Source organism: Salinarimonas rosea DSM 21201 (assembly GCF_000429045.1).
Classification (GTDB): Bacteria; Pseudomonadota; Alphaproteobacteria; order Rhizobiales; family Beijerinckiaceae; genus Salinarimonas; species Salinarimonas rosea.
The window spans coordinates 210,248-230,838 of sequence record NZ_AUBC01000010.1; the positions used below are offsets into that span (position 1 = coordinate 210,248).

Sequence of the window (20,591 nt, forward strand, 5' to 3'; positions counted from 1 at the left end):
GGCGCGGCCGGCAGGGCGGACGCGGCGCGAGGGCTGACGAACCGAGGGAGCTGCTCAGGCGAGCCCGACCTCCTGCATCTTCGCGGTCATGATCTCCTTGTCGAAGGGCTTCATGATGTACTCGTCGGCGCCCGCGCGCATGGCGCGGGCGATGTTGGCGACGTCGTTCTCGGTGGTGCAGAACACGACCTTCGGGTGCTGGCCGCCCGGGAGCGCGCGCAGCGCCCGCAGGAAGTCGTAGCCGTCCATCACGGGCATGTTCCAGTCGAGCAGCACCGCGTCCGGCATCTGCGCGCGGCAGGCGACGAGCGCCTGCTCGCCGTCCTCCGCCTCGCTGATGCGGAACGACAGGCCCTCCAGGATGCGGCGGGCGACCTTGCGGATGACGGCCGAGTCGTCGACGACGAGGCAGTGCTTCATGGCGGGCTCCTTCGCGCGGGTCAGGCCGCGCGGGCTTCGGCGTCGAAGGCGAGGACGGCGTCGACGTCGAGGATGATGAGCAGCCGGCCCTCGAGGCGATGCACGCCGTGCGAGAGCTTGACCCAGCGCGGATCCATGTGGACCGGGCTCGGCTCGTGCGTGTCGACGGAGAGCTTCATCACCTCGCCGACGGAGTCGACGAGGAGCCCGTAGCTCTCGCCCTTGTGCTCGAGCCCCACCGCCATCTCGTCGCCCGACGTGGAGCGGTCCGGCAGGCCGAGACGCCGGCGTAGGTCGACGGCGGTGACGACGCGGCCACGCAGGTTCAGGAGGCCCGCGATCTCGGGCGGGGAGAGCGGGACGGTCGTCAGCGAGGAGGCGATGAAGACGTCGTGCACCCGGTCGATGGGCAGGCCGAACATCTGGTCGGCCACCATCACGGTGACGAACTCCTCCATGTCGCCAGACAGGCGGCCGTCGCGCGCGGTGTCGTTCTGGTTGGCGGCGATCATGCGGCTTCTCCGAGGGAGCTGCGGATGTCGGGCTGCGTCTCGGCGAGCGCGGCGACGAGGCCCGAACGGTCGAACTTGGCGACGAACTCCGAGATGCGCAGGCGACGCGCCCGCTCGATCGCCTCGGGCGTGATGCCGGAGGAGAGCGCGATCACCGGCACGTCGTGCAGGCGCGCCTGGGCGCGCACCGCCTCGACGAAGGCGAAGCCGTCGCGGCCGGGCATCTCGATGTCGGTGACGATGACGTCGATGCGCTTGTCGGCGGCGAGCACCTGCAGCGCCTCCTCGGTCGAGCCCGCCGTGATCACCTTGAACCCGGCGGCCTTGAGGACAGGGGTGAGCATGTCGCGGAAGAACGGGCTGTCGTCGACGAGCAGCAGCGTGCGCGAGAGGTTGGCGATCCGCGGCGGGCCGCCGCGGGTCCAGTCCTCGTGCGCCAGCGGGAGGTAGTGCGCCACGTTGACGATCTCGGTGGCGCGCCCGCGCACCACCGCCGAGCCGACGAGGTCGGACCGGTCGTCGGCGAGCTCGATGTCGAGCACGTCGTCGACGATGTCGACGATCTCGTCGACCGCCAGACCCATCGTGCGATCCCCGTCGGAGAAGACGACGAGCGCCTGGGTGCCCTCGCTCTTGATCTGGATCGACGGGTCGGCCGGGACGAGCGGCATCAGCTTGCCGCGGTACTGGATCAGCGGACGCCCGCCGACCCACTCGATCTTCGAGGCGTCGATCTCCTCGAGGCGCGTGACGAGCGAGAGCGGCACCGCCTTGAGGCTCGCGCCGCCGCCGCGGAAGACGAGCAGCGTCACGGTCTCGGTCTCCTCCGTCGCCTCGGACTCCGTGGGCTCCTCGAAGCCGTAGCCCTGCTCGGACTTGCCGCTGTCGACCATCTTGGCGACGCCGTTCGGGTCGATGATCAGCACGACGGCGCCGTCGCCGAGGATGGTGTTGCCGGAGAACAGCGGGATGTGGCGCAGCTTCGTCGACATCGGCTTCACGACGATCTCTTCCGTGTGGAAGACGCCGTCGACGAGGATGCCGAAGCGCTGGCGGCCGACCTGGGAGACGACGACGAAGCCCTCGTCGCCGGCATCCGCCGCGGCGCCGTCGAGACCGAGCACCTTGGCTGCCGGGACGATCGGCAGGAGCCGGTCGCGCAGGCGCAGCACCGGCGTGCCGTTGATGCGCTCGATCTGGTGGTCGGAGCCCTTCTTGACGCGCACGAGCTCGAGCACCGCCACCTGCGGGATGGCGTAGCGCTGGTCGCGAGCGGCGACGATGAGGGCGGCGACGATGGCCAGGGTGAGCGGGATCTTGATCGTGAAGGTCGAGCCCTTGCCCTGCTCGGACGCGATCTCGACCGTGCCGCCGATGAGCTCGATGTTCGTCTTGACGACGTCCATGCCGACGCCGCGGCCGGAGACCGCGGTGACGGCCTTGGCCGTCGAGAAGCCGGGATGGAAGATGAACTTGGCGATCTGCGCCTCGCTCATCCGCTCGATCTCGGCCTCGCTGCCGAGCCCGCGATCGACGGCCTTCTTGCGGATGGCCTCGAAGTTCAGGCCCTTGCCGTCGTCCGAGATCTCGATCGTGATCGTGCCGCCTTCGTGATAGGCGTTCAGACGGATGTTGCCGCGCTCGGGCTTGCCGGCGGCGCGCCGCTCGGCGGGGGTCTCGATGCCGTGATCCGCCGAGTTGCGGATCATGTGGGTGAGCGGGTCCTTGATGACCTCGAGCACCTGGCGGTCGAGCTCGGTGTCGGCGCCCTGCATGACGAGCTCGATCTTCTTGTCGAGCTCGGAGGACAGGTCGCGGATGATGCGCGGCAGCTTCTGCCAGGCCGTTCCGATCGGCTGCATGCGCGTCTTCATGACGCCTTCCTGCAGCTCGGCCGTGACGTGGGAGAGGCGCTGGAGCGGGACCTTGAAGCCGTTGTCCTCGTGACGGCGGGCGATCTCGAGCAGCTGGTTGCGGGTCAGCACCAGCTCGGAGACCATCGTCATCAGGTGCTCGAGCGTGTCGACGTTCACGCGGATCGTCTGCACCTTGGCGACGTTCTCGCCGCTCGCGGCACCCTCCTGGGAGGCGTTGTCCTTGGCGGCGGTGTCCCTGGCGCCGGCGGGCTTCGCGGCCGGCTTCGGCGCCGGTGCGGGCTTCGCGGCCTCGGGGGCGGGCGCCGGAGCGGGCTGCGGCTCCGCGACGACCGCGACGGCGGCCGGCATCGGCGCGGGCGCGGGCGGGGCGAAGTCCTCGTCCGGACCGGGCGCCTCCAGGAAGGCGCGCTCGAGCTCGTCGAGGGACACCTCGCCCAGGCGCGGCGCCTCCGGCTCGGGCGCGGGGGGCGCGACCGGCTCGGGCGCGGGCTCCGGCGCGGCGGCGGCCTCGGCGAGCAGCGTCGTCTCGTCGGCGCTCGCCATGCGCTCGAGCTCGCCGATCAGGTCGGAATCGACGCCCTCCGGCTCCGCGGCGGTCCGCTCCAGCTCCGCGAGGATCTCCTTGATCCGGTCCAGCGTGGCGAGGATCAGCGTCACCGCGCTCGAGGTGACCGGCAGCCCGTCGCGGAACCGACCCATCAGGGTCTCGGCGGCATGGGCGAGACTCTCGAGGCGCGGCAGGCCGAGGAAGCCGCAGGTCCCCTTGATGGTGTGGACCAACCGGAAGATGTTCGAGAGGATCTTCTCGTTGTTGGGGTCCTGCTCGAAGCGAACGAGCTCGACGTCGACCGTGTCGAGGTGCTCGCTCGTCTCGGTCAAAAATTCGCGAAGCAGTTCATCCATGGATATCTCTCGATCCACCAGAGGGCTGGGCCGGGTCTGATCGAGAGTGGCCCGAAGTCGTTTAAGTTCCGTTTCCTCGAATGGGCGCGCCGAGCGCGAATGCTCGTCGTAACGGAGCCAGCGGACCGTAATGGTGTCGTTTCGGATCGGAAGCCGACCCTCGATGGAAAGCGCGACGGGCCCGGCATCGACCGGGCCTCGGCCGCTCCCTCTGCGCGGGGCATGGACGTGCAGATGTGGCTCGGTCGTGTTTCCGGAATTGCCCACGAGCCCGATCGGGCCGCCGACGTCGGGCGGCGCGCCGAGCAACGTGGCGAGGCTGCCCTGCGCGCGGGGCGATGGAGCTCGCGGCATCCCGCGGCGGCGCCGGCGCGAGCCGGCCGACGAGCGGACCGGCGAGCCCACGGACGAGGACCGCCTCGGGTCTTCGGGGCCGATCCGTCAGGCCGGGGCCGAGGCGATCGTCAGCGTCTCGCCGTCGAGGGCGAAGTCGACGCCCATGCCGGCGGCGCGGGCGACGAGGCCGGTGTAGTAGGTCTGGATCGCGTGGGCGTCGACCGTGCCGTCCTCCGCCTCGCCGCGCACCAGCGCGGGCGCGTGGGTCGGGATGCGGGCGTTGCGCCCCTGCGCCTTGATCATGAAGGTCGAGGTGGCCTCGTCGCCGCCGACGGTGACGTCGATCGTGCCGCCGCGGGGGATGCCCTGGGCGGCGATGACGATGAGGTTGAGGAGCAGCTTCACCCGGTTCTTGGGCAGGAGCATGCGCCGCGCCGTCCAGGTCAGCGTCGTGCGGTCGTCCGTGAAGAAGCCCTTGGCCACGCTCTCGGCGTCGCCGAGGTCGATCGCCGCGCCTGCCGAGCCGGCGGCGCCGAAGGCGATGCGGGCGAACTGGAGGCGGGCGGAGGCCTGGCGGGCGCTCTTGCGGATGAGGTCGAGCGCGAAGGTCTTCATCTCCTCGTCGCCGCCTTCCTCCTCCATGACCTCCAGGCCGTTGACGATCGCGCCCACGGGGCTGATCACGTCGTGGCATACGCGCGAGCACAGGAGCGCGGCGAGATCGAGGGAGTCGAGCGAGACCGTGGCCATGGGGACCTCCGCGGGACCTGGGCGGCGAGCGGCGCCGGCCTCTCCAGCGAAGGCGCCGTCGCGTGCGATTCGGGCGCGCGTGCGCCGTCGCCCTTCGTAACCGCAAGGCGTCGCGTTGCAAAGCCGTCGCGAGAGCGCGGGTCCGGCGGCGCTCAGCTCCCGCTCGCCGGATCGACCAGCCCCGCGGCGACCCGCGGCCAGGCGCGCTCGGCGTCGGCGAGGACCCCGCCCGCCGCCGCCTCGGCGAAGCGCTCGAGGCTCTGCGCGTCGTGGAAGAGGTAGAGCCTGCCGTCCACGACCACGTGGAGATCCGGGCGGCCGGCCGCGAGACGTCCCTGCGCGAGCGCCACCGGGTCGTAGCCGCCGAGCCGCGGCGCGAAACGCTCGGGGCCGGCGGCGAAGGCGGCGCGGTTCGAGGCGGAATGGAAGCGCCAGGCCGCACCGCGCCAGACGATCTCGTAGGCGCCGCGCCCCGGCCGGGGACCCTCGGGAAGGAAGTAGGTGACCGGGTCGAGCCCGTCGAGCGCGAAACCCGAGAGTGCGTGGAACGCCAGCTGCTCGGTCACGCCGATCGCCGACGGCAGCGCCGCGACGAGCGCGGCGCCCTCGGTGCCCGCGCGCGCGGCACTCGCGGCGCGGCTCTCTCCCGCGGGGAGCGTCGCGAGGAGGAGCGCGAGCGCTGCCAGCGTTAAGGATCTGTTGTGCATCTCGAGTGAATTCTTCCCTGCCGTGAGCCGCAGGTGCGGCCCTCGCCCCGTGTCGGCCGCAAACATGGCCATCATGGCTGAAGATCACGTCGAGCCGATCGCTCGAATTGTAGCGATCGGCCCATAAGCCGGAGACGAAGACATGCGCGCCGCCCGACAGGTTCTCGCGAGCCTCGCCCGTCTCGCGCCCGCGGCTCCCGCGATCGCCGCCCTCGTCGCCGCGCTGGTGCTCGTCGCGCCGAGCGTCGCGGCCGCCGCGCCGAACGATCCGCGCGCGACCAACGCGCAGATGATGCGCGACACGCAGACCTACACGACCGCCGAGACGGTCGAGGCGGGACACCGCTTCTTCGGCTCGACCTCGCGGGGCCTCGCGCTCGCGATCGAGCAGGCGGTCTCGCGCTGGGGCCAGCCGAACGGGTACATCCTCGGGCAGGAGGGCTCGGGCGCCTTCTTCGGCGGGCTGCGCTACGGCGAGGGCACGCTCTACACCCGCAATGCCGGCCACCGCCCGGTGTTCTGGCAGGGGCCGACGCTCGGCTTCGACGTCGGCGGCGACGGCGCGCGCACGATGATGCTCGTCTACAATCTCCCCGCCACGGAGGCGCTCTACCGGCGCTTCGTCGGCATCGACGGGTCGGCGTACCTCGTCGGCGGCGTGGGCATGACGGCGCTGATGGCGGACGACATGGTGGTCGTGCCGATCCGCACGGGCGTGGGCGCGCGGCTCGGCGTCAACCTCGGGTACCTCAAGTTCACCGCGCAGCCTACCTGGAATCCCTTCTAGCGTCGTCGATGCCGCTGCAACGCTGGCGTCGCGCGGGCGTTTGGCTTAACTGACGCATGCTGGCTCATGCCTCGGACCCATGCCTCGGAAGGCGACGCGTGATCGAAGCCGCGATGTTCATAGCGCTGGGTTTCCTGGCGGCGACCTTCCTGGCGCTGCTGATGGCGCCCGCGCTCGCGGCGCGTGCCGACCGGCTCGCGCGCCGCCGCCTCGAGGCGCAGCTCCCGCGATCCCTCGTCGAGCTCAACGCCGAGCGCGATCATCTGCGCGCGCAGCTCGCCCTGCGCGAGCGCCGGATCGAGCAGCGGCTCGAGTCGACGCTCGCCGGCAAGCACGCCGACCTCGCCGAGCTCGGGCGCCGCGCCGTGCGCATCGAGGCGCTCGGGCGCGACGTCGCCGGCCGGGACGCGCGCATCGCCGTGCTCGAGGCCGATCTCGCGGCGACGCGCGGGACCCTGGCCGAGACGGAGGCGACCCTCTCCGATACGCGGGGCGACCTCGCAGACACGCGCGAGGCCTTCGCCCAGCTCAAGAGCGCCCACGCGGACCTCGCCTCCCGCCACGATGCCACGCTCCAGGAGAACGACGCCCGGCGCATCGCCATCGCCGATCTCGAGACGCGGCTGACGACGCAGACGCGCCGTGGCGACGATCTCGACAAGCGCCTGGGTGAGCGCCGCACCGAGCTGGCGGCCGAGCGGACCGCCCACGAGCGGACCCGCGCGGCCCTCGCCGACGAGCAGGCCCGGGGCGCCGTCCTCGACCGGCGCTTCGCCGAGGCGGCCGCCGCCGCGGAGCGCGAGGCCGCGAATGCCGCCGCGCGTGCCGCGGAGCTGGCCGAGACGCGGGGCGAGCGCGACCTCGCCCGCGCCATCGTGGCGGATGCCCACGCCGCGCTCGCCGCCGCGCGGGAGACCGCCGCGCGGCTCGAGGGGCGCATCGCCGACATCCAGGCGCGGGAGCGCGCGCTCGGCGCCGCTCACGAGACCGCGCTGCGCGCGCTCAACGAGCGCATCGAGGTGCTCAAGGCCGAGAAGGGCTCGCTCGAGGGCGCGCTCGCCACGGCGCGCGCCGAGCGCGCGCGGGCGCGGGCGACGCGGGACGGGCGCGAGCGGCGGGGCGAGCGCAAGCCCGCGGACGAGGCGGGCGATCTCGCCCATCGTGCGGAGGTCGTCGACGCTCGCGTCAGGCGCTCCGCCGGGCGGCTCTCGCCGGAGGCCGGCCGAGACGCCGGCGCGGACGCGCCCGCCACCGTCCCGCCGAGCGCCGGCCAGGCCGCCGAGCCGGGCGCGGGCGGCGCGCAGGCGCCGGCGCGGGCGCGTTCCTGATCGGGCCGCACGACGTGGGCTGGGGCTCCCCCGACGCCGTCCTCGCCGTTCTGGAAGGCGCCTGGGAGATCGACCGCCTCGTCGAGGGGCTGGCGACCCTGCGCGGGGCGGCGCGCTTCACGCCGATGCGCGACGGCGCGCTCGCCTACCACGAGAGCGGGACGCTGGCGCTGGCGGACGGCCGGTGCCTGAGGGCCGCGCGGCGCTACGTCTTCCGTGCGGTCGGCGGCGGCTTCGACGTGCTGTTCGACGAGGCGCCGCAGCGCCGGTTCCACCGCATCCTGCCCGTGCCGGAAGGCGACGCCCTGGTCGGCACGGCCGCGCACCTCTGCGGCGCCGATACCTACGAGAGCACCTATCGTTTCGAGCCCGACGGCACGATGCGGATCGTCCACCGCGTGCGCGGGCCGGCGAAGGACTACGTCAGCCGGACGCTCTACAGGCGCCGCGGCGCCTAATCCCGCGGCGTCTCGGGACGGGGCGGAAGCGCGAGGAGGTAGGCGGCGATCGCGTCGCGGTCCTCCGCCGAAAGCTCCGAGGTGTTGTCGACGACCTTCGCCATCTGCCCGCCGACGACGTCGAACTCCGGCGTGAAGCCGCTCGCCAGAAGCTCGACGATCTCGGCGCGCGACCAGCCGCCGATGCCGGTCTCGTGCGGGGTGATGTTGGGGATGAATCCGCGCCCCTCCGGATTCGGCCCGCCGGCGAAACGGGCGTCCTCGCGGATGGCGCCGAGCGCGTTGCGGGGCGAGTGGCACTCCGCGCAATGACCGGGGCCTTCGACGAGATAGGCGCCGCGCGCGAGCAGCGGGTCCATCCCCTCGGGTGCCGCGAAGGGCTCGCCGTCGAGGTAGGCGAGCTTCCACAGGCCGATGCCACGGCGGACCGAGAACGGGAAGCGCAGGTCGTGGTCGGGAGCGGCGCCGTCGACCGGCTCCAGCGTCATCAGGAAGCCGTGCAGATCGCGCAGGTCCGCGGCCGTCATCCGCGTGTAGGACGTGTAGGGGAACGACGGATAATAGTGCTCCCCCTCCGGCGAGACGCCCCCGCGCATGGCGCGCACGAACTGCGCGGTCGTCCAGCCGAAGATGCCGTCGCGCGACGGCGACAGGTTGGGGACCCGAAACGTGCCGTAGTCCGTCTCGAGAGCGAGCCCGCCGCCGAGGTGGAGGGGGTCGTCCTGCTCCGGCGTCGCGTGGCAGGAGGCGCAGCCGCCCGCCCGGAACAGGGTCTCGCCGTTGGCGAGGTCGACCTCCCCGCCGGGCACGCGCTCCAGGCCCGTGCCCTGCAGGTCGGGATCGGTGAGGAGGAAGAAGCCGAAGACGGCGAGGATGCCGAGCGTCGCCGCGACCACCGCCGTCTTCTGGAGCGCGTCCCTCATGCGAGCGGACCCGCTGCCGCTCAATTGTCGAGCCGGAACTGCTCGTGGCAGGTCCGGCAGGACTGCGTCGCGGTGCCCAGCGCGGCCTGGAAGCTCGCCTGGTCCGTCGTCGCCTCGAGGCCCGCCGCGGCGCGCTCGCCGAACTCGACGAACAGCGCGTCGAAGCCTTCCTTGTCCTCCCAGATCGCCGGGGCGGCCTTGGTGTCGCCGCCGGTCTCGGTCCCCTCCGGGAAGAGGCCGGGCATGCGCTCGGACGCGTCGATGTAGACGGCGAAGGTCTCGCGGGCGGTATCGAGGTCGAAGGGCGCCTCGCCGCGGATCATCTGCACGCCGGTGCGGGTCGCGTTGCCGACGCCCTTCATGATCTCCTGGCGCGCGGCGATCGGCTCGCCCTGCGCGAGGGCGCTCGCTGCGAAGAGCACGGGAGCCAGCGCAGCGGGCGCGGCGAGGGCGACGGCGAGGCCGGTCACGTAGGCGATGCGGGTCGGTCTGAGCGTCACGGGGTCCCCCTCGGGCTGGCGTCCGGATCGGAGCGGCTCCGAGGAGGATAGCGCGGCTTTCCGCCGCGGACAGCCCCGCGACGAGGCCGTGCGGGTCGCGACGCGGGCCGGTCACGCGAGTGTGATCGGCCCGCGCGCCCTCAGGCGACGCCGTGCAGCGCCGTCGCCGCCGCCGGGGCGCGACGCTCCCCGCGCCGCGGCTGCGCGAGACCGGCGAACCAGTCGATCGTCGGCGGCAGGCCCGCCGCGAGCGGCGTCTTCGGGTGCCAGCCGAGATGGGCCTCGGCGCGCGAGACGTCGGGGCGGCGGCGCTGCGGATCGTCCGTCGGGAGCGGCTCGTGGACGAGGCGCGAGGTGGTCTCGACGAGGTCGAGGACCATCTCGGCGAGCTCCAGGATGGTGAACTCGCCGGGGTTGCCGAGGTTGATCGGGGTCTCCGGGGCGGGATCGACTCGCATGAGGCGCACGAGCCCCTCGATCATGTCGTCGACGTAGCAGAACGAGCGCGTCTGCTCCCCCGTGCCGTAGATCGTCAACGGCTCGTCGGCCAGCGCCTGGCAGATCAGGTTGGAGACGATGCGCCCGTCGTCGGGGCGCATGCGCGGGCCGTAGGTGTTGAAGATGCGTGCGACGCGCACGTCGACCGGCGTGCCGGCGCCCTTGCCGCGCCGGTAGTCGAAGCACAGCGTCTCGCCGGCGCGCTTGCCCTCGTCGTAGCAGGCGCGCGGGCCGATCGGGTTGACGTGGCCCCAGTAGTCCTCGCGCTGCGGGTGCTCGCGCGGATCGCCGTAGACCTCGCTCGTCGAGGCCTGGACGAAGCGGGCGCCGTGCGCCGCGCAATGGTCGAGCAGGTGGCGCGTGCCCATCACGCTCGTCATCATCGTGTGGACCGGGTCCGCCTGGTAGCGCGGCGGGGAGGCGGCGCAGGCGAGGTTGAGCACCGCGTCGACCTCGATCGCGCGCGGGATCGGATCGCAGACGTCCTGCTCCACGAGCGAGAAGCGCGGCTCGCGGGCGAGCGCGGCGAGGTTCTGCGTCGTGCCGGTCTGCAGGTTGTCGAGGCAGATCACGCGCTCGCCGTCGGCGATCAGGCGCTCGCACAGATTAGAGCCGAGGAAGCCGGCGCCACCGGCGACGAGGACGGCGCGCGAGCGCGGCTTGTTGCGTGAACGGAAAGTATTCATACTGGATCACCTTTCCGAAGATCGCCGATCCCATCCGGCATCGGGTGGATTTCCTCGCCCCAACGCACCGGGCCGGAGAGAAGATGCATGCCCGGCTCACAGGGCGGCGACTTTTTTCCGAGGCGCAGCCGTGCGAGCGGCGCGGGCCTGCTCGAGCCCGTCGACCAGCTCGCGCGCGCGGGCCTCGCCGGTGTGCTCGGCGAGCACGATGGCGCGGGCGCGCGCTGCGATGGCGTCGCGGCGCATGGCGGGAAGCTCGGTCAGGATGCGCACGACGTCGTCTGCGTCGTGCGCGACGAGCATCGCCGCGCCGTCCGGCAGGAGCGTGCCGAGCCCCTCCCAATAATCGCCGACGATGGCGGTGGCGCAGGCGCCCGCCTCGAACAGGCGCACGCTCGGCGCGAAGCCGGCCGCGATCATGTCCGCGCGCGTGACGTTGAGCGTGAAGCGCTGGCGGGCGTAGAAGGACGGGTGCTCCGCCGGCGGCAGGTGCGGGATCCGCGTGACGTTGTCGGGCCAGGCGATGTCGTCGGGATATTGCGGCCCGGCGACGACGAAGCGCTTGTCCGGCAGGCGCCGGGCGGGCTCGAGGAGGAGGCGCTCCAGGGCGGGCTGGCGGTCGGGCGAGTAGGTGCCGAGATAGCCGAGGTCCCACGCGTACGGCTCGCCCGTCGGCCGGTAGCGCTCCGGCTCGACCGAGCAGTAGAGCGCCCGCGCCGCCCGGGCGCCGAGGTCGCGCTCCAGGCGATCCAGCGTCGGGCCGCCGGTGAAGGAGAAGTAGACGTCGAAGAGCGGGATCTGCCGCGCCTCCAGCGACGGCGTCTCGCCGCGCGCGAGCTGGGCCAGCGTCACCGGCGTGTCGATGTCGTAGAAGGCGACGACGCCGCGGGCGATCTCCAGCACGCGGTCGATCACGGCCGGCCCGTCGGGCACGTACGAGCCGACGATCACGGCGTCCGCATCGCGGATCGTCGCGGCATGGGCGTCGAGCGCCGCGAGGTCCGGGTAGAGCCGGAAGTCGCAGAAGTCCGGGTCCGGCAGGTCGCGGTGGTCGGCGTACCAGGGCACGTCGCGCTCGAGGAAGGTGATGCGGTGCCCGAGCGCCGCCGCGCCGCGCAGCAGCGCGCGGAAGGTGGTCGCGTGGCCGTTCCCCCAGGAGGAGGACAGCGACAGGCCGAGGACGACGATGTCGAGGGGCTTCGTCATGCGGCGGCTCCCTCGCGGCCTTTCGCACCGGCGAGCGCGCGCAGGATGGCGTCCGCCTCCACCGCGCGCCGGGCGTAGGTGTGGTCGCGCAGCGCGCGCTCGAGGGCGCAGCGGCCGATGCGCTGCGCGTCGTCGGGCTCGAGCCAGCCCATGATCTCGGCGACGTCCGCTCCGTCGCGGGCGACGAGGATCTCCTCGCCCGGCGCGAAGAACTCCGCCACGCCTTCCCAATGGTCGGTGATCAGGCAGGCCCCCGCGCCCGCCGCCTCGAAGACGCGGGTCGGCGGCGAGAAGCCGATATGCGCCATGCTCTCGCGGTTGACGTTGAGGACGGCCTTGGGCGTGACGTTGAAGGCGTTGTGCTCGCCCTGGCCGACATGGCCGATGGCGCGGACGTTGCCCGTGAGCTGCCACGGCTCCCAGCCCGAGCCGCCGAGCAGGAACGACTTGTCGGGCGCCGCCGCCGCGGGCTCCAGGAAGAAGGTGCGCACCCGCGCCTCGCGATCGGGCATGCGGTTGCCGAGGAAGGCGAGATCGGCGGCGAAGCGCGGGTCGGCCGGCACCGGGTGGTGGGTGTCCGGGTCGAGGGCGTTGTAGATCGGGTGGCAGGCGCGGGCGCCGAAGCCCTCGTAGCGGGTCACCACCGGATGGCCGCCGCCGTAGGTCATCACCGCGTCGAGGCGCGGCAGCATGCGGCGCACGGCGTGGCTCTCGTCGGCGGCCATCTCGGCCAGCGTCGCGGGCGCGTCCACGTCCCAGAACAGCTTCACCGCGTCCGCGCGTGCGGCGCCCATCACGGCCTCGAGCAGCGCGTCGTCGGCGTAGCCGACACCGCTCGCCTTGACGACGACGTCGGCCTCCGCCGCCCGCGCCGCGGCGCCGCGCAGCCCCTCGGCGCTCGCCTCCCAGACGACGACGCGCGCCCAGGGCGGCTCGTCCATGTCGCGGTGCGTCTGCCGGTCGAAGGCGTCGGGCTCGTAGAAGGTGATCTCGTGGCCGTGGGCGGCGAGCGCCTTCAGCAGGCCCCGGTAGTAGGTCGCGGCGCCGTTCCAGTAGGACGACAGGAGGCTCGACCCATAGAAGGCGATCTTCACGGTACGGTCTCCGTCTCGCGGTGGTCGACGCCGAGGTCGGCGAGGATGCCGATCAGCTCGTCGACGCGGTGGGCGCAGGTGTGGCGGGCGCGGATCGTCTCCAGGCCGGACGCGGCGAGGGCCGCGGCGCGGTCCGGATCGTCGAGGATGCCGCGAAGCGCCGCGCGCATCTCGTCGCCGTCGCGGGCGAGGAGGTAATCCTCCCCCGGCCGGAACAGCCCCTCGGCGTCGTCCCAGGGCGCGCAGACGAGGGGGATGCCGCAGGCCAGCGCCTCGAAGGGGCGGATCGTCGGGATGCCGGGCAGGCTCTCGACGTAGGGGCGACGCGGCACGTGGACGGTGACGCGGTGGCGGGCGAAGGCGTCGGGCGCATCCGCGTTGGCGATCCATCCGCCGTAGGCGATGCCGGCCTCGTCGAGCGCGGCGAGCGCGTGCGGCGGGTAGCGTACGCCCCGCGCCTCGGCGGCGAGCCCGAGATCGCGCACCGGCTCGACCAGGAACTCCCGCAGTTGCGCGTCGCGCTCGCCGTCACCCCAGTTGCCGATCCAGATCAGGTCGCCGGTCTTCTCGATCTCCGGCATCGGCCGGAACAGCCGCGTGTCGGCGGCCTCGTGCCAGACGTGGACCTGCCGTCCCCAGCCGGCGGCGCGGTAGCGCGCGGCCAGTGTCTCGCCGAACGCGAGCACGCCGTCGTAGCCGGAGAGGTCGAGCCCGGCGATCGCGTCCTCGGCGGAGACCGCCCGGTGGTGCGTGTCGTGGAAGAGGAGCGTGAAGGGCGTGCCCTCGCGGCGGAGCCGGCCGACCTCCGCGACCAGCGCCGGATCGGTCCATTCGTGCACGACGACGACGTCGGCGCCCTCGAGCGCGGCGGCGTGATCGAAGCCGGACTCGTAGAGCTGCTCGTCGAGTTCGGGGAAGTCGTGCGCGAAGCGGTCGAGCGCCCGGAAGCCCTGGTCGGCGACGAGATTCGCCCGGCTCCAGGCGTCGAAGGGCGCGAGCGCGGTGGCCGCGTGCCCGCGCGCGACGAGCTCGCGCATGACGCCGCGCAGGAAATGCGCGTTGCCGTGGTTCCAGTCGGACGTGAGCGAGTGGGTGTAGAACACGAAACGCATCACACCGTCTCGGCCAGGGAGGAGGGGAGCGGACGCATCGGATCGTCGGGGGCGTTCGCCAGGACGTCCGCGTAGACGTCGAGGAGCCGCGCCGCCTGGACCGTCGGCGCGTAGGCGCCGGCGCGCTCGCGGGCGAGGGCGACGCGCGCGGCCCGCAGGTCGGGGTCGGCGGCGATCCGGTCGATGGCCTGCGCGAAGCCGGCGGCGTCGTCGGGCTCGACGAAGAAGGCCGTGCCGTCCCACACCTCGCGGAAGGTCGGGATGTCGGCGAGAACCAGCGCGCAGCCCGCCTGCGCGGCCTCCAGCACGGCGAGGCCGAAGGGCTCGTAGCGCGCCGGCGAGACGAAGACGCTCGCCCGGGCGAGGGCGGCACAGGTCTCCCGGGCCGAGAGCGTGCCGCGCGCCTCGACATGCGCGAAGCCGACGCGCTGGCCCTGCGGCCCCTCGGTCGGGCCGATCGCGGCGATCGGCGTCGTCGCGCGCGCGGCGGCGGCGTCGAGGACGTGCGCGTTCTTCGCCTCGTCCCACCAGCGGCCGACGGCGCAGGCCCGGACGACGGCCTCCGTCCCGTCGCCGCGCGCCTCCTCCGGCGTCGGGGTCGGGTAGCGCCCGTTGTGCACGACGGCGAGGCCCGGGATCGGGCCGTAGGCGCGCCGCAGCGCGTTCGCATGGCTGCGGCTCGGCGCGAGGACGCGGTCGGCGCGGGCGAAGCCCTCGTTCACGAGCCTGCGGTTGAGCGCGAAGGCGTCGGGCATCGGCCCCTCGCGCATCGTCTCCCACCAGGTCGCGAGGCAGGAATGCGACATGGCGACCACGGGCCGGGTTGTGGCGAGGCCGCGCGCCTGCGAGGGATAGTTCAGGTGCAGGAGGTCGACGTCGTAGAGCTCGGCGACGCCGTCGAGGACCGCGGGCACCCCGGCGAGCGCCGTCTCGTCGCCGGCGAGCCAGTCGAGCGGATGGTCGAACCAGAGCAGCGTCAGGCCCGGCACCTCGCGCGCCTCCTCGCGCTGCTCGGCGGCGGGCTCCGGGCCGAACGCGACGAGGACGATCGCGACGTCGTGCTGCGCGAGCGCGCGGGCCATGTCGAGGGCGTGGCGCCAGAGCCCGCCGACGGCATCGCAGGTGACGAGGATCCGGCGCGGGGCGGGGGGAGACGAGAGCGAGGGCGAGCGAAGGGGCGGTGTCCTCATGCCCGCACCCCGCAGCAGGCGTTCTCCAGCTCCGGCAGCGGCCGGGGGCGCTCGTCCTGGATGTCGCTGAAGCGGTCGAAGGCCGCGAGATAATGCTCGTGCGCGCGCTCCCAGGCCCGGTCGTCCGGCATCCCCCAGAGGTCGCGGTAGGACGGCGAGGAGGGATAGGGGTAGAGCGGCACGGGATCGTTCGCCCACACGCCGCGCGAGATCAGGTGCTCGCGCCAGTGCGCGACGATCTCCGTCGAGTCGGTCGGCGTACCGATCAGGTTCGCCTGCACGAAGGGCACGTGCGCGCGCGCCTTCACGAGGAGCGCCGCCAGCTCCGGCGTGTCCATGCGGCAGCGCTTGGCCAGCATGGCGCGCCCCTCCTCGGTGAGGCTCTCGAGTCCCGCCTCGATGGAGACGCAGCCCGCCTCGCCCAAGAGCTCCAGCAGGTCGGGCTTCCACAGGTCGATGCGCGTCTGCACGCCGAAGACGACCGGGCGCTCGACGAGCGCCTCGAGCAGCGCCTTCTGCGGCAGGAAGATCTCGTCGATGAAGTAGAGGTAGCCGACGCCCTGGTCGATCAGCCCATCGATCTCCGCGAGCACGTGCTCGAGCTTCCGGCGGCGGTACTTGTCGCGGTAATCGATCTTGGCGCAGAAGGCGCACTCGTACGGGCAGCCGCGGGAGGCCTCGACCTCGGCGCCGAAGCCGACGAACGGACCCTCGTCGAAGCGATGGTGGTGGTGCGGGTGGTTCTCGAGCCACTCGCGCGGCCAGGAGAGCGGCGCGTGGTCGACGAAGGGGCTCGCCATCGTCGGCCCGCGCGTGACGAGGTCCCCGTCGACGAGGCGCGCGACGCCGTCGACGCGATCCCAGTCCGACGTCTGCGCGAGCGCGACGAGGGTCTCCTCGCACTCGCCGCGCACGACGGCGTCGACGCCGAGCTTCTCCAGCGTCGGCCTGGGCGTCGCCGAGCCGTGCGGGCCCACCGCGACCGTGCGCCCGCCACGCCCGGCGAGGGCCGCGAGGAACTCGGCCGGCACGCGCAGCTCGGGCGGGGCGCAGCGCCAGAACAGGTAGGTCGGCGCCGTCGTGACCACGGTCATGTCGGGCCGGAAGTCCGCGACCTGGGCCGCGAGCGCGCCGTTGCCGGCGCGCATCAGCTGGCCGTCGAGCATCAGCACCGCGTGGCCCGCCGCCTCGAGCAGCGCCTTGGAATAGCCGAGCTCGAGCGGGAGATGCTCGTGGCGGCAGCCGAAATAGATCGAGCCGTCGTAGCTCCAGGCCGGGTTGACGAGCGCCACCTTCATGCCGTGAGCCTCCTTTCGGTCGTCTCGCGCGCGGCGCCGGGGGCGCCTTCGCGGAGGAAGTCCTGGGTCTCGAGCCAGCGGGCGAGATCGGCGAGACCGTCGCGCCAGCCGGTGCGCGCCCGCCAGCCGAGCGCCCCCTCGATGGCGCGCGTGTCGGCGACGAACCAGAGCTGATCGCCCTGGCGCCAGTCGGCGTGGTCGAGGCGGACGGGGCCGGCGAGATCCTCGATCGCCTCGAGCACGGCGCGCAGGCTGACCGCGTTGGCGGGGCCGCCGCCGAGGTTGAAGGCGCGGCCGCGCACGGCGTCGATGCGCTCGAGCGCGGCGCGGTAGGCCGCGACCGCGTCCGACACGTGCAGCACGTCGCGCACCTGCTTGCCGTCGCCGAAGATCGTGATCGGCTCGCCGCGCAGCGCGCGGATGACGAAATGCGCGACCCAGCCCTGGTCCTCGGTGCCGAACTGACGCGGGCCGTAGACGCAGCTCATGCGCATGACCGCGGTGCGCAGCCCGAAGCTGCGGGCGTAGTCGAGCACGTACTGGTCCGCCACGCCCTTCGAGCAGCCGTAGGGCGTGTGGAAGTCGAGCGGCTGGGTCTCGGGCACGCCGTGCGCGGCGAGGTCGGGGTCCGCGGGCGCCCAGCGCTCCGCACCCTCGCGCATCGCATGGCCCGAGAGGTCGCCGTAGACCTTGTTGGTCGAGGCGAAGATCACCGGCGCGTCCGGGTTCGTGCGCCGCACCGCCTCGAGCAGGCCGAGCGTGCCGGCCGCATTGACGGAGAAGTCCTCCATCGGGTCGGCGAGCGAGGTCGTCACCGCGACCTGCGCGGCGAGATGGACGACGCCGCGCGCGCCGGCGACCGCGCTCTCCAGCGCGGCGGCATCGCGGATGTCCGCGTGGACGTGCCGCACGCGCTCGCCGTGGCGTTCCTGCAGCCAGGCGAGATTGCGCCCGACGCCGGGGCGGGCGAGCGAGTCGACGATCGTCACCCGGCCGCCCGCGGCGAGCTCGCTCTCGGCGAGGTTCGCGCCGATGAAGCCGGCGCCGCCGACGACGACGAGGGGGGAGGGGGCCGCGCCGCCCGTCATGTCACGAGCCCTCGCGCCTCGAGGTGACGGCGCATCTCGGCCCCGCGATCGGCCGCCTTCTGCGAGGCGACCCATGCGACGAGCGGGCCGAGCGCGGTCTCCAGCCGGTGGCGCGGCTCGAAGCCCAGGATCTCGCGGGCCTTGGCGATGTCCGCGAAGCAGTGGCGGATGTCGCCGGCGCGCGACTTGCCGAGGATCTCGGGCTCGACGCCGGCGCCCATCGCCTCGCCCAGCAGGCGCGCGACGTCGCACACCGTGTAGGCGCGGCCCGAGCCGATGTTGATCACCTCCCCGTTCGCCTCCGGCGTCTCCATGGCGAGACGGAAGGCGCGGGCGACATCGTCGACGTGGACGAAGTCGCGCTTCTGCTGCCCGTCCTCGAAGATCGTCGGCGCCTCGCCGTTGAGGTAGCGGGCGGCGAAGTTGGCGAGCACGCCGGTGTAGGGGTTCGACAGCGCCTGGCCCGGGCCGAACACGTTGAAGAGCCGCAGCGCCACGCATTCCATGCCGTAGGCGGGGCAGGCGATCATCACCGCCCGCTCCTGCGCGTACTTGCCGAGCGCATAGATCGAGGCGAGGTCGACGGGCTTGGTCTCGTCGGTGGCGACCGGGGTGAGCGCCGCGTTGCCGACGACGGGGTCCCAGCGCCCGGCCTCGATGGCGCGCCGGTCGCGGCGCGCGTCGCCGACGCGGCTGCCATCGGGCGCGCGATACCAACCCTCGCCGTAGACGCTCATGGAGGAGGCGACGACGACGCGCTCGACCGGCTGCTCGATCAGCTCCTGGAGGAGCACCGCGGTGCCGACGTCGTTGGCGCTCGTGTAGCGCTCGATCTCGTACATCGACTGGCCGACGCCCACCTCGGCCGCGAGATGGAAGACGCCGTCGACGCCCGCGATCGCGCGGCGCACCGCGTCCGCGTCGCGCACGTCCGCCCGGATGAAGTCGCATCCGTCGGGAACGGCCGGAGCGCCGGCCCCGTGGACCTGCTCGACGAGGCTGTCCAGCAGGCGCACCGCGTGCCCCTGCGCCGTCAGCTCCGCGGCGAGCGCGCGGCCGATGAATCCCATGCCGCCGGTGATCAGGTAGGTCTTCGTCATGAACGCTCCCTGAGGGCCCGCGGTCGAGAGCGGGCGCGGGAAGAAGAAGATGCTCGGGCGAACGTGTCGCCGGCTCGGCGGTTCCGCTCGGCAACGCGAAAAGGTGGGAGCTGTTCCTAGGGTGGCGAGCCAGCGAGGAAAAAACGCTTCCGTCGCGCCCGCGCACGGGCCCGGCGTCGCGGAGCCCGATCCGCCGGGCGCGATTCGACTCTTCCGCTGCCGGCTCCTACATTTTCAGGTGCTCTCGAATGGCAGCAGGAGGCGACGCCCATGGCGCGCACGCCGCGCACCCCCGCCGATCTCGCCCGGCGCTTCGGCGCGCGGGCGGCGGAGCGTGCCGGCGAGCGGGGCGAGGCCGGCGCGGGCGTCGTCTACGGCGACGCCTTCGCGCGGCAGACCTATCGCCTGCCGCGCGAGCAGGCGCGCGAGACGGCCCGGGACTGGTTCGCCCGCTACCCGAAGGCCGCCTACATGACGCGCGTCGAGAGCTGGCGCGTCCTCGACGACGGGCTGATCGAGTTCACCATGCGCCGGCTGCCGACGGCCGATTGAGGGCGCGGGCGCTCACCCGGCCGCGAGCGCCGCCACCAGCCGGGCGAGGTCGTCGGGGAGCGCGCTCTCGAAGCGCAGGGTCTCGCCGGTGCGCGGATGCGCGAAGCCGAGCACGGCGGCGTGGAGCGCCTGGCGGTCGAGCGCGGCGAGCGCCTCGCGCGCGGCGTGCGAGAGCCGCGCGGCCTTGGTGCGGAAGCCCGCGCCGTAGAGCGCGTCGCCGAGCAGCGGGTGGCCCGCATGCGCCATGTGCACGCGGATCTGGTGCGTGCGCCCGGTCTCCAGTGCGCAGCGCACCCGCGTCGCGAGCGGCGTCCCGTCGGCGCCCGGATAGGTCTCCTCGACCTCCCAGTGCGTGATCGCCTCGCGGCCCTTCCCGGCGGCGACGACGGCCATCTTTTCGCGGTTGATCGTGCTCCTCCCGATCGGCGCGTCGACCGTGCCGTAGGGCCGCCCCGGCGCGCCCCAGACGATCGCGACGTATTCGCGCTCGAGCGGCCCGGTGCGGCCGTGGTCGGCGAACTGGGCGGCGAGCGCCTTGTGCGCGGCGTCGTTCTTCGCCACGACGAGGAGGCCCGACGTGTCCTTGTCGAGGCGGTGCACGATGCCCGGACGCCGCACGCCGCCGATGCCCGACAGGCTCTCCCCGCAATGGGCGAGGAGCGCGTTGACGAGCGTGCCGGTCTCGTGGCCGGCGGCCGGATGCACGACGAGGCCCGCCGGCTTGTCGACGACGACGAGGTCGTCGTCCTCGTGGACGATCGCGAGCGGGATCGCCTCCGGCTCCGGCTCCGCCGGGAGGGGAGGCGGCACGACGAGGGCGAGCGCCGCGCCGTCCGCCACCTTGGCGGAGGGATTCGCCACCGGCCGCCCGTCGAGGCTGGCGTTGCCGGCGCGGATCAGGTCCTGCACCCGCGCCCGCGAGAGATCGGGGAAGGCGCGGGCGAGCACCCGGTCGAGCCGCTCGGTCGGCCCCGCGTGCCCGTGCGCGCGCCGCTCCTCGCCCGCCGCGCCCTCCTCGGCGATGTCGTCCGCGATCTCGATGTCGTCCTGAACCAAGCGTCCTCGCCTTCCGGACCCGCGGCCCGAGATTTTTTCGAAATTCGACGCGGGGGGGCTTGTGCCGCCCGCGGGGCCTGGATATACGAACGGCCTCGCGCCGGCCAGCTCCCTTCGTCTAGTGGCCCAGGACGTCGCCCTCTCACGGCGAAAACAGGGGTTCGAGTCCCCTAGGGAGCGCCACGGCAGCGAGATTCTCCTAAGCACAAA

At 73.1% G+C, this 20,591-nt stretch carries 20 protein-coding genes and 1 tRNA gene; 5 read left to right on the forward strand and 16 right to left on the reverse strand.

Going from position 1 to position 20,591, the window contains the following annotated elements:
* Positions 1-54 precede the first annotated feature (54 nt).
* The 5 genes from G407_RS0108770 to G407_RS30335 all read right to left on the reverse strand — a co-directional run bounded on the left by G407_RS0108770 (position 55) and on the right by G407_RS30335 (position 5,505).
* Positions 55-420, reverse strand: a complete 366-nt coding sequence (locus G407_RS0108770; RefSeq protein WP_029030508.1) for a response regulator — start codon at positions 418-420, stop codon at positions 55-57.
* Between the two features lie 20 nt (positions 421-440).
* Positions 441-932 (reverse strand): chemotaxis protein CheW, encoded by a 492-nt coding sequence (locus G407_RS0108775; RefSeq protein WP_029030509.1) that lies wholly within the window; start codon positions 930-932, stop codon positions 441-443.
* Positions 929-3,712 carry a hybrid sensor histidine kinase/response regulator gene (locus tag G407_RS0108780; protein WP_029030510.1) on the reverse strand — a complete coding sequence of 928 codons (2,784 nt, stop codon included), beginning with the start codon at positions 3,710-3,712 and terminating at the stop codon, positions 929-931. The genes G407_RS0108775 and G407_RS0108780 overlap by 4 nt, the downstream gene beginning before the upstream one ends.
* Before the next feature lie 441 nt (positions 3,713-4,153).
* Positions 4,154-4,798 (reverse strand): histidine phosphotransferase ChpT, encoded by a 645-nt coding sequence (chpT, locus tag G407_RS0108785; RefSeq protein WP_029030511.1) that lies wholly within the window; start codon positions 4,796-4,798, stop codon positions 4,154-4,156.
* 152 nt (positions 4,799-4,950) lie between these two features.
* Positions 4,951-5,505 carry a YHS domain-containing (seleno)protein gene (locus G407_RS30335; RefSeq protein ID WP_156917519.1) on the reverse strand — a complete coding sequence of 185 codons (555 nt, stop codon included), beginning with the start codon at positions 5,503-5,505 and terminating at the stop codon, positions 4,951-4,953.
* Positions 5,506-5,647: 142 nt separating this feature from the next.
* On the opposite strand from G407_RS30335, the gene G407_RS0108795 reads away from it, so the two are divergent.
* The 3 genes from G407_RS0108795 (at position 5,648) to G407_RS0108810 (ending at position 8,078) form a co-directional block, all read left to right on the forward strand.
* Entirely contained in the window at positions 5,648-6,292 is a 645-nt protein-coding gene (locus G407_RS0108795) for a DUF1134 domain-containing protein (protein WP_084327405.1), read from the forward strand.
* 98 nt (positions 6,293-6,390) lie between these two features.
* Positions 6,391-7,620, forward strand: coding sequence for a coiled-coil domain-containing protein (locus G407_RS30340; RefSeq protein WP_052341129.1), 1,230 nt, complete (start codon positions 6,391-6,393; stop codon positions 7,618-7,620).
* Between the two features lie 14 nt (positions 7,621-7,634).
* A complete protein-coding gene (locus G407_RS0108810) occupies positions 7,635-8,078 on the forward strand; it encodes a DUF6314 family protein (protein WP_245259057.1) in 444 nt (147 codons plus the stop codon).
* On the opposite strand, the gene G407_RS0108815 is transcribed toward G407_RS0108810, so the two are convergent.
* The 10 genes from G407_RS0108815 to G407_RS0108860 all read right to left on the reverse strand — a co-directional run bounded on the left by G407_RS0108815 (position 8,075) and on the right by G407_RS0108860 (position 18,773).
* Positions 8,075-9,001: a cytochrome c gene (locus tag G407_RS0108815; RefSeq protein WP_029030514.1), complete on the reverse strand. Its 927-nt coding sequence runs from the start codon at positions 8,999-9,001 to the stop codon at positions 8,075-8,077. The genes G407_RS0108810 and G407_RS0108815 overlap by 4 nt on opposite strands.
* A gap of 20 nt (positions 9,002-9,021) precedes the next feature.
* Entirely contained in the window at positions 9,022-9,501 is a 480-nt protein-coding gene (locus G407_RS0108820) for a c-type cytochrome (protein ID WP_052341130.1), read from the reverse strand.
* A gap of 140 nt (positions 9,502-9,641) precedes the next feature.
* Positions 9,642-10,685 carry a UDP-glucuronic acid decarboxylase family protein gene (locus G407_RS26655; RefSeq protein WP_052341131.1) on the reverse strand — a complete coding sequence of 348 codons (1,044 nt, stop codon included), beginning with the start codon at positions 10,683-10,685 and terminating at the stop codon, positions 9,642-9,644.
* 96 nt (positions 10,686-10,781) lie between these two features.
* On the reverse strand, positions 10,782-11,891 hold the full coding sequence (locus G407_RS0108830; RefSeq protein ID WP_029030516.1) for a CgeB family protein: 1,110 nt from the start codon (positions 11,889-11,891) through the stop codon (positions 10,782-10,784).
* Positions 11,888-12,985 (reverse strand): CgeB family protein, encoded by a 1,098-nt coding sequence (locus tag G407_RS0108835; protein WP_029030517.1) that lies wholly within the window; start codon positions 12,983-12,985, stop codon positions 11,888-11,890. The genes G407_RS0108830 and G407_RS0108835 overlap by 4 nt, the downstream gene beginning before the upstream one ends.
* Positions 12,982-14,097 carry a CgeB family protein gene (locus tag G407_RS31670; RefSeq protein ID WP_029030518.1) on the reverse strand — a complete coding sequence of 372 codons (1,116 nt, stop codon included), beginning with the start codon at positions 14,095-14,097 and terminating at the stop codon, positions 12,982-12,984. Before G407_RS31670 ends, G407_RS0108835 begins: the two co-directional genes overlap by 4 nt.
* Entirely contained in the window at positions 14,097-15,287 is a 1,191-nt protein-coding gene (locus G407_RS26660; protein ID WP_052341132.1) for a glycosyltransferase family 4 protein, read from the reverse strand. The genes G407_RS31670 and G407_RS26660 overlap by 1 nt, the downstream gene beginning before the upstream one ends.
* Positions 15,284-16,585 (reverse strand): TIGR04295 family B12-binding domain-containing radical SAM protein, encoded by a 1,302-nt coding sequence (locus G407_RS0108850; protein ID WP_029030519.1) that lies wholly within the window; start codon positions 16,583-16,585, stop codon positions 15,284-15,286. The genes G407_RS26660 and G407_RS0108850 overlap by 4 nt, the downstream gene beginning before the upstream one ends.
* On the reverse strand, positions 16,582-17,673 hold the full coding sequence (locus G407_RS26665) for an NAD-dependent epimerase/dehydratase family protein (RefSeq protein ID WP_043539273.1): 1,092 nt from the start codon (positions 17,671-17,673) through the stop codon (positions 16,582-16,584). The genes G407_RS0108850 and G407_RS26665 overlap by 4 nt, the downstream gene beginning before the upstream one ends.
* Positions 17,670-18,773, reverse strand: a complete 1,104-nt coding sequence (locus G407_RS0108860; RefSeq protein WP_029030520.1) for an NAD-dependent epimerase/dehydratase family protein — start codon at positions 18,771-18,773, stop codon at positions 17,670-17,672. The genes G407_RS26665 and G407_RS0108860 overlap by 4 nt, the downstream gene beginning before the upstream one ends.
* A 270-nt stretch (positions 18,774-19,043) precedes the next feature.
* Between G407_RS0108860 and G407_RS0108865 the strand changes: the two genes are divergently transcribed.
* Positions 19,044-19,325 carry a hypothetical protein gene (locus G407_RS0108865; protein ID WP_029030521.1) on the forward strand — a complete coding sequence of 94 codons (282 nt, stop codon included), beginning with the start codon at positions 19,044-19,046 and terminating at the stop codon, positions 19,323-19,325.
* Positions 19,326-19,337: 12 nt separating this feature from the next.
* Here G407_RS0108865 and G407_RS26670 read toward each other — a convergent pair whose 3' ends face one another.
* Positions 19,338-20,348 carry an RluA family pseudouridine synthase gene (locus G407_RS26670; protein WP_052341141.1) on the reverse strand — a complete coding sequence of 337 codons (1,011 nt, stop codon included), beginning with the start codon at positions 20,346-20,348 and terminating at the stop codon, positions 19,338-19,340.
* 140 nt (positions 20,349-20,488) lie between these two features.
* Here G407_RS26670 and G407_RS0108875 point away from each other — a divergent pair.
* Positions 20,489-20,564 (forward strand) — tRNA-Glu (locus G407_RS0108875).
* Positions 20,565-20,591: the final 27 nt, after the last annotated feature.

What these genes read in the sequence shown, in the direction of transcription:
- G407_RS0108860 (WP_029030520.1), bottom strand. Translation starts at nt 18,773, where the DNA reads ATGACGAAGACCTACCTGATCACCGGCGGCATGGGATTCATCGGCCGC.
- G407_RS31670 (WP_029030518.1), bottom strand. Translation starts at nt 14,097, where the DNA reads ATGCGTTTCGTGTTCTACACCCACTCGCTCACGTCCGACTGGAACCAC.
- G407_RS26660 (WP_052341132.1), bottom strand. Translation starts at nt 15,287, where the DNA reads ATGAGGACACCGCCCCTTCGCTCGCCCTCGCTCTCGTCTCCCCCCGCC.
- G407_RS0108815 (WP_029030514.1), bottom strand. Translation starts at nt 9,001, where the DNA reads ATGAGGGACGCGCTCCAGAAGACGGCGGTGGTCGCGGCGACGCTCGGC.
- G407_RS0108865 (WP_029030521.1), top strand. Translation starts at nt 19,044, where the DNA reads ATGGCGCGCACGCCGCGCACCCCCGCCGATCTCGCCCGGCGCTTCGGC.
- G407_RS0108850 (WP_029030519.1), bottom strand. Translation starts at nt 16,585, where the DNA reads ATGAAGGTGGCGCTCGTCAACCCGGCCTGGAGCTACGACGGCTCGATC.
- G407_RS0108775 (WP_029030509.1), bottom strand. Translation starts at nt 932, where the DNA reads ATGATCGCCGCCAACCAGAACGACACCGCGCGCGACGGCCGCCTGTCT.
- G407_RS0108780 (WP_029030510.1), bottom strand. Translation starts at nt 3,712, where the DNA reads ATGGATGAACTGCTTCGCGAATTTTTGACCGAGACGAGCGAGCACCTC.
- G407_RS0108830 (WP_029030516.1), bottom strand. Translation starts at nt 11,891, where the DNA reads ATGACGAAGCCCCTCGACATCGTCGTCCTCGGCCTGTCGCTGTCCTCC.
- G407_RS0108770 (WP_029030508.1), bottom strand. Translation starts at nt 420, where the DNA reads ATGAAGCACTGCCTCGTCGTCGACGACTCGGCCGTCATCCGCAAGGTC.
- G407_RS26665 (WP_043539273.1), bottom strand. Translation starts at nt 17,673, where the DNA reads ATGACGGGCGGCGCGGCCCCCTCCCCCCTCGTCGTCGTCGGCGGCGCC.
- G407_RS30335 (WP_156917519.1), bottom strand. Translation starts at nt 5,505, where the DNA reads ATGCACAACAGATCCTTAACGCTGGCAGCGCTCGCGCTCCTCCTCGCG.
- chpT (WP_029030511.1), bottom strand. Translation starts at nt 4,798, where the DNA reads ATGGCCACGGTCTCGCTCGACTCCCTCGATCTCGCCGCGCTCCTGTGC.
- G407_RS26655 (WP_052341131.1), bottom strand. Translation starts at nt 10,685, where the DNA reads ATGAATACTTTCCGTTCACGCAACAAGCCGCGCTCGCGCGCCGTCCTC.
- G407_RS0108795 (WP_084327405.1), top strand. Translation starts at nt 5,648, where the DNA reads ATGCGCGCCGCCCGACAGGTTCTCGCGAGCCTCGCCCGTCTCGCGCCC.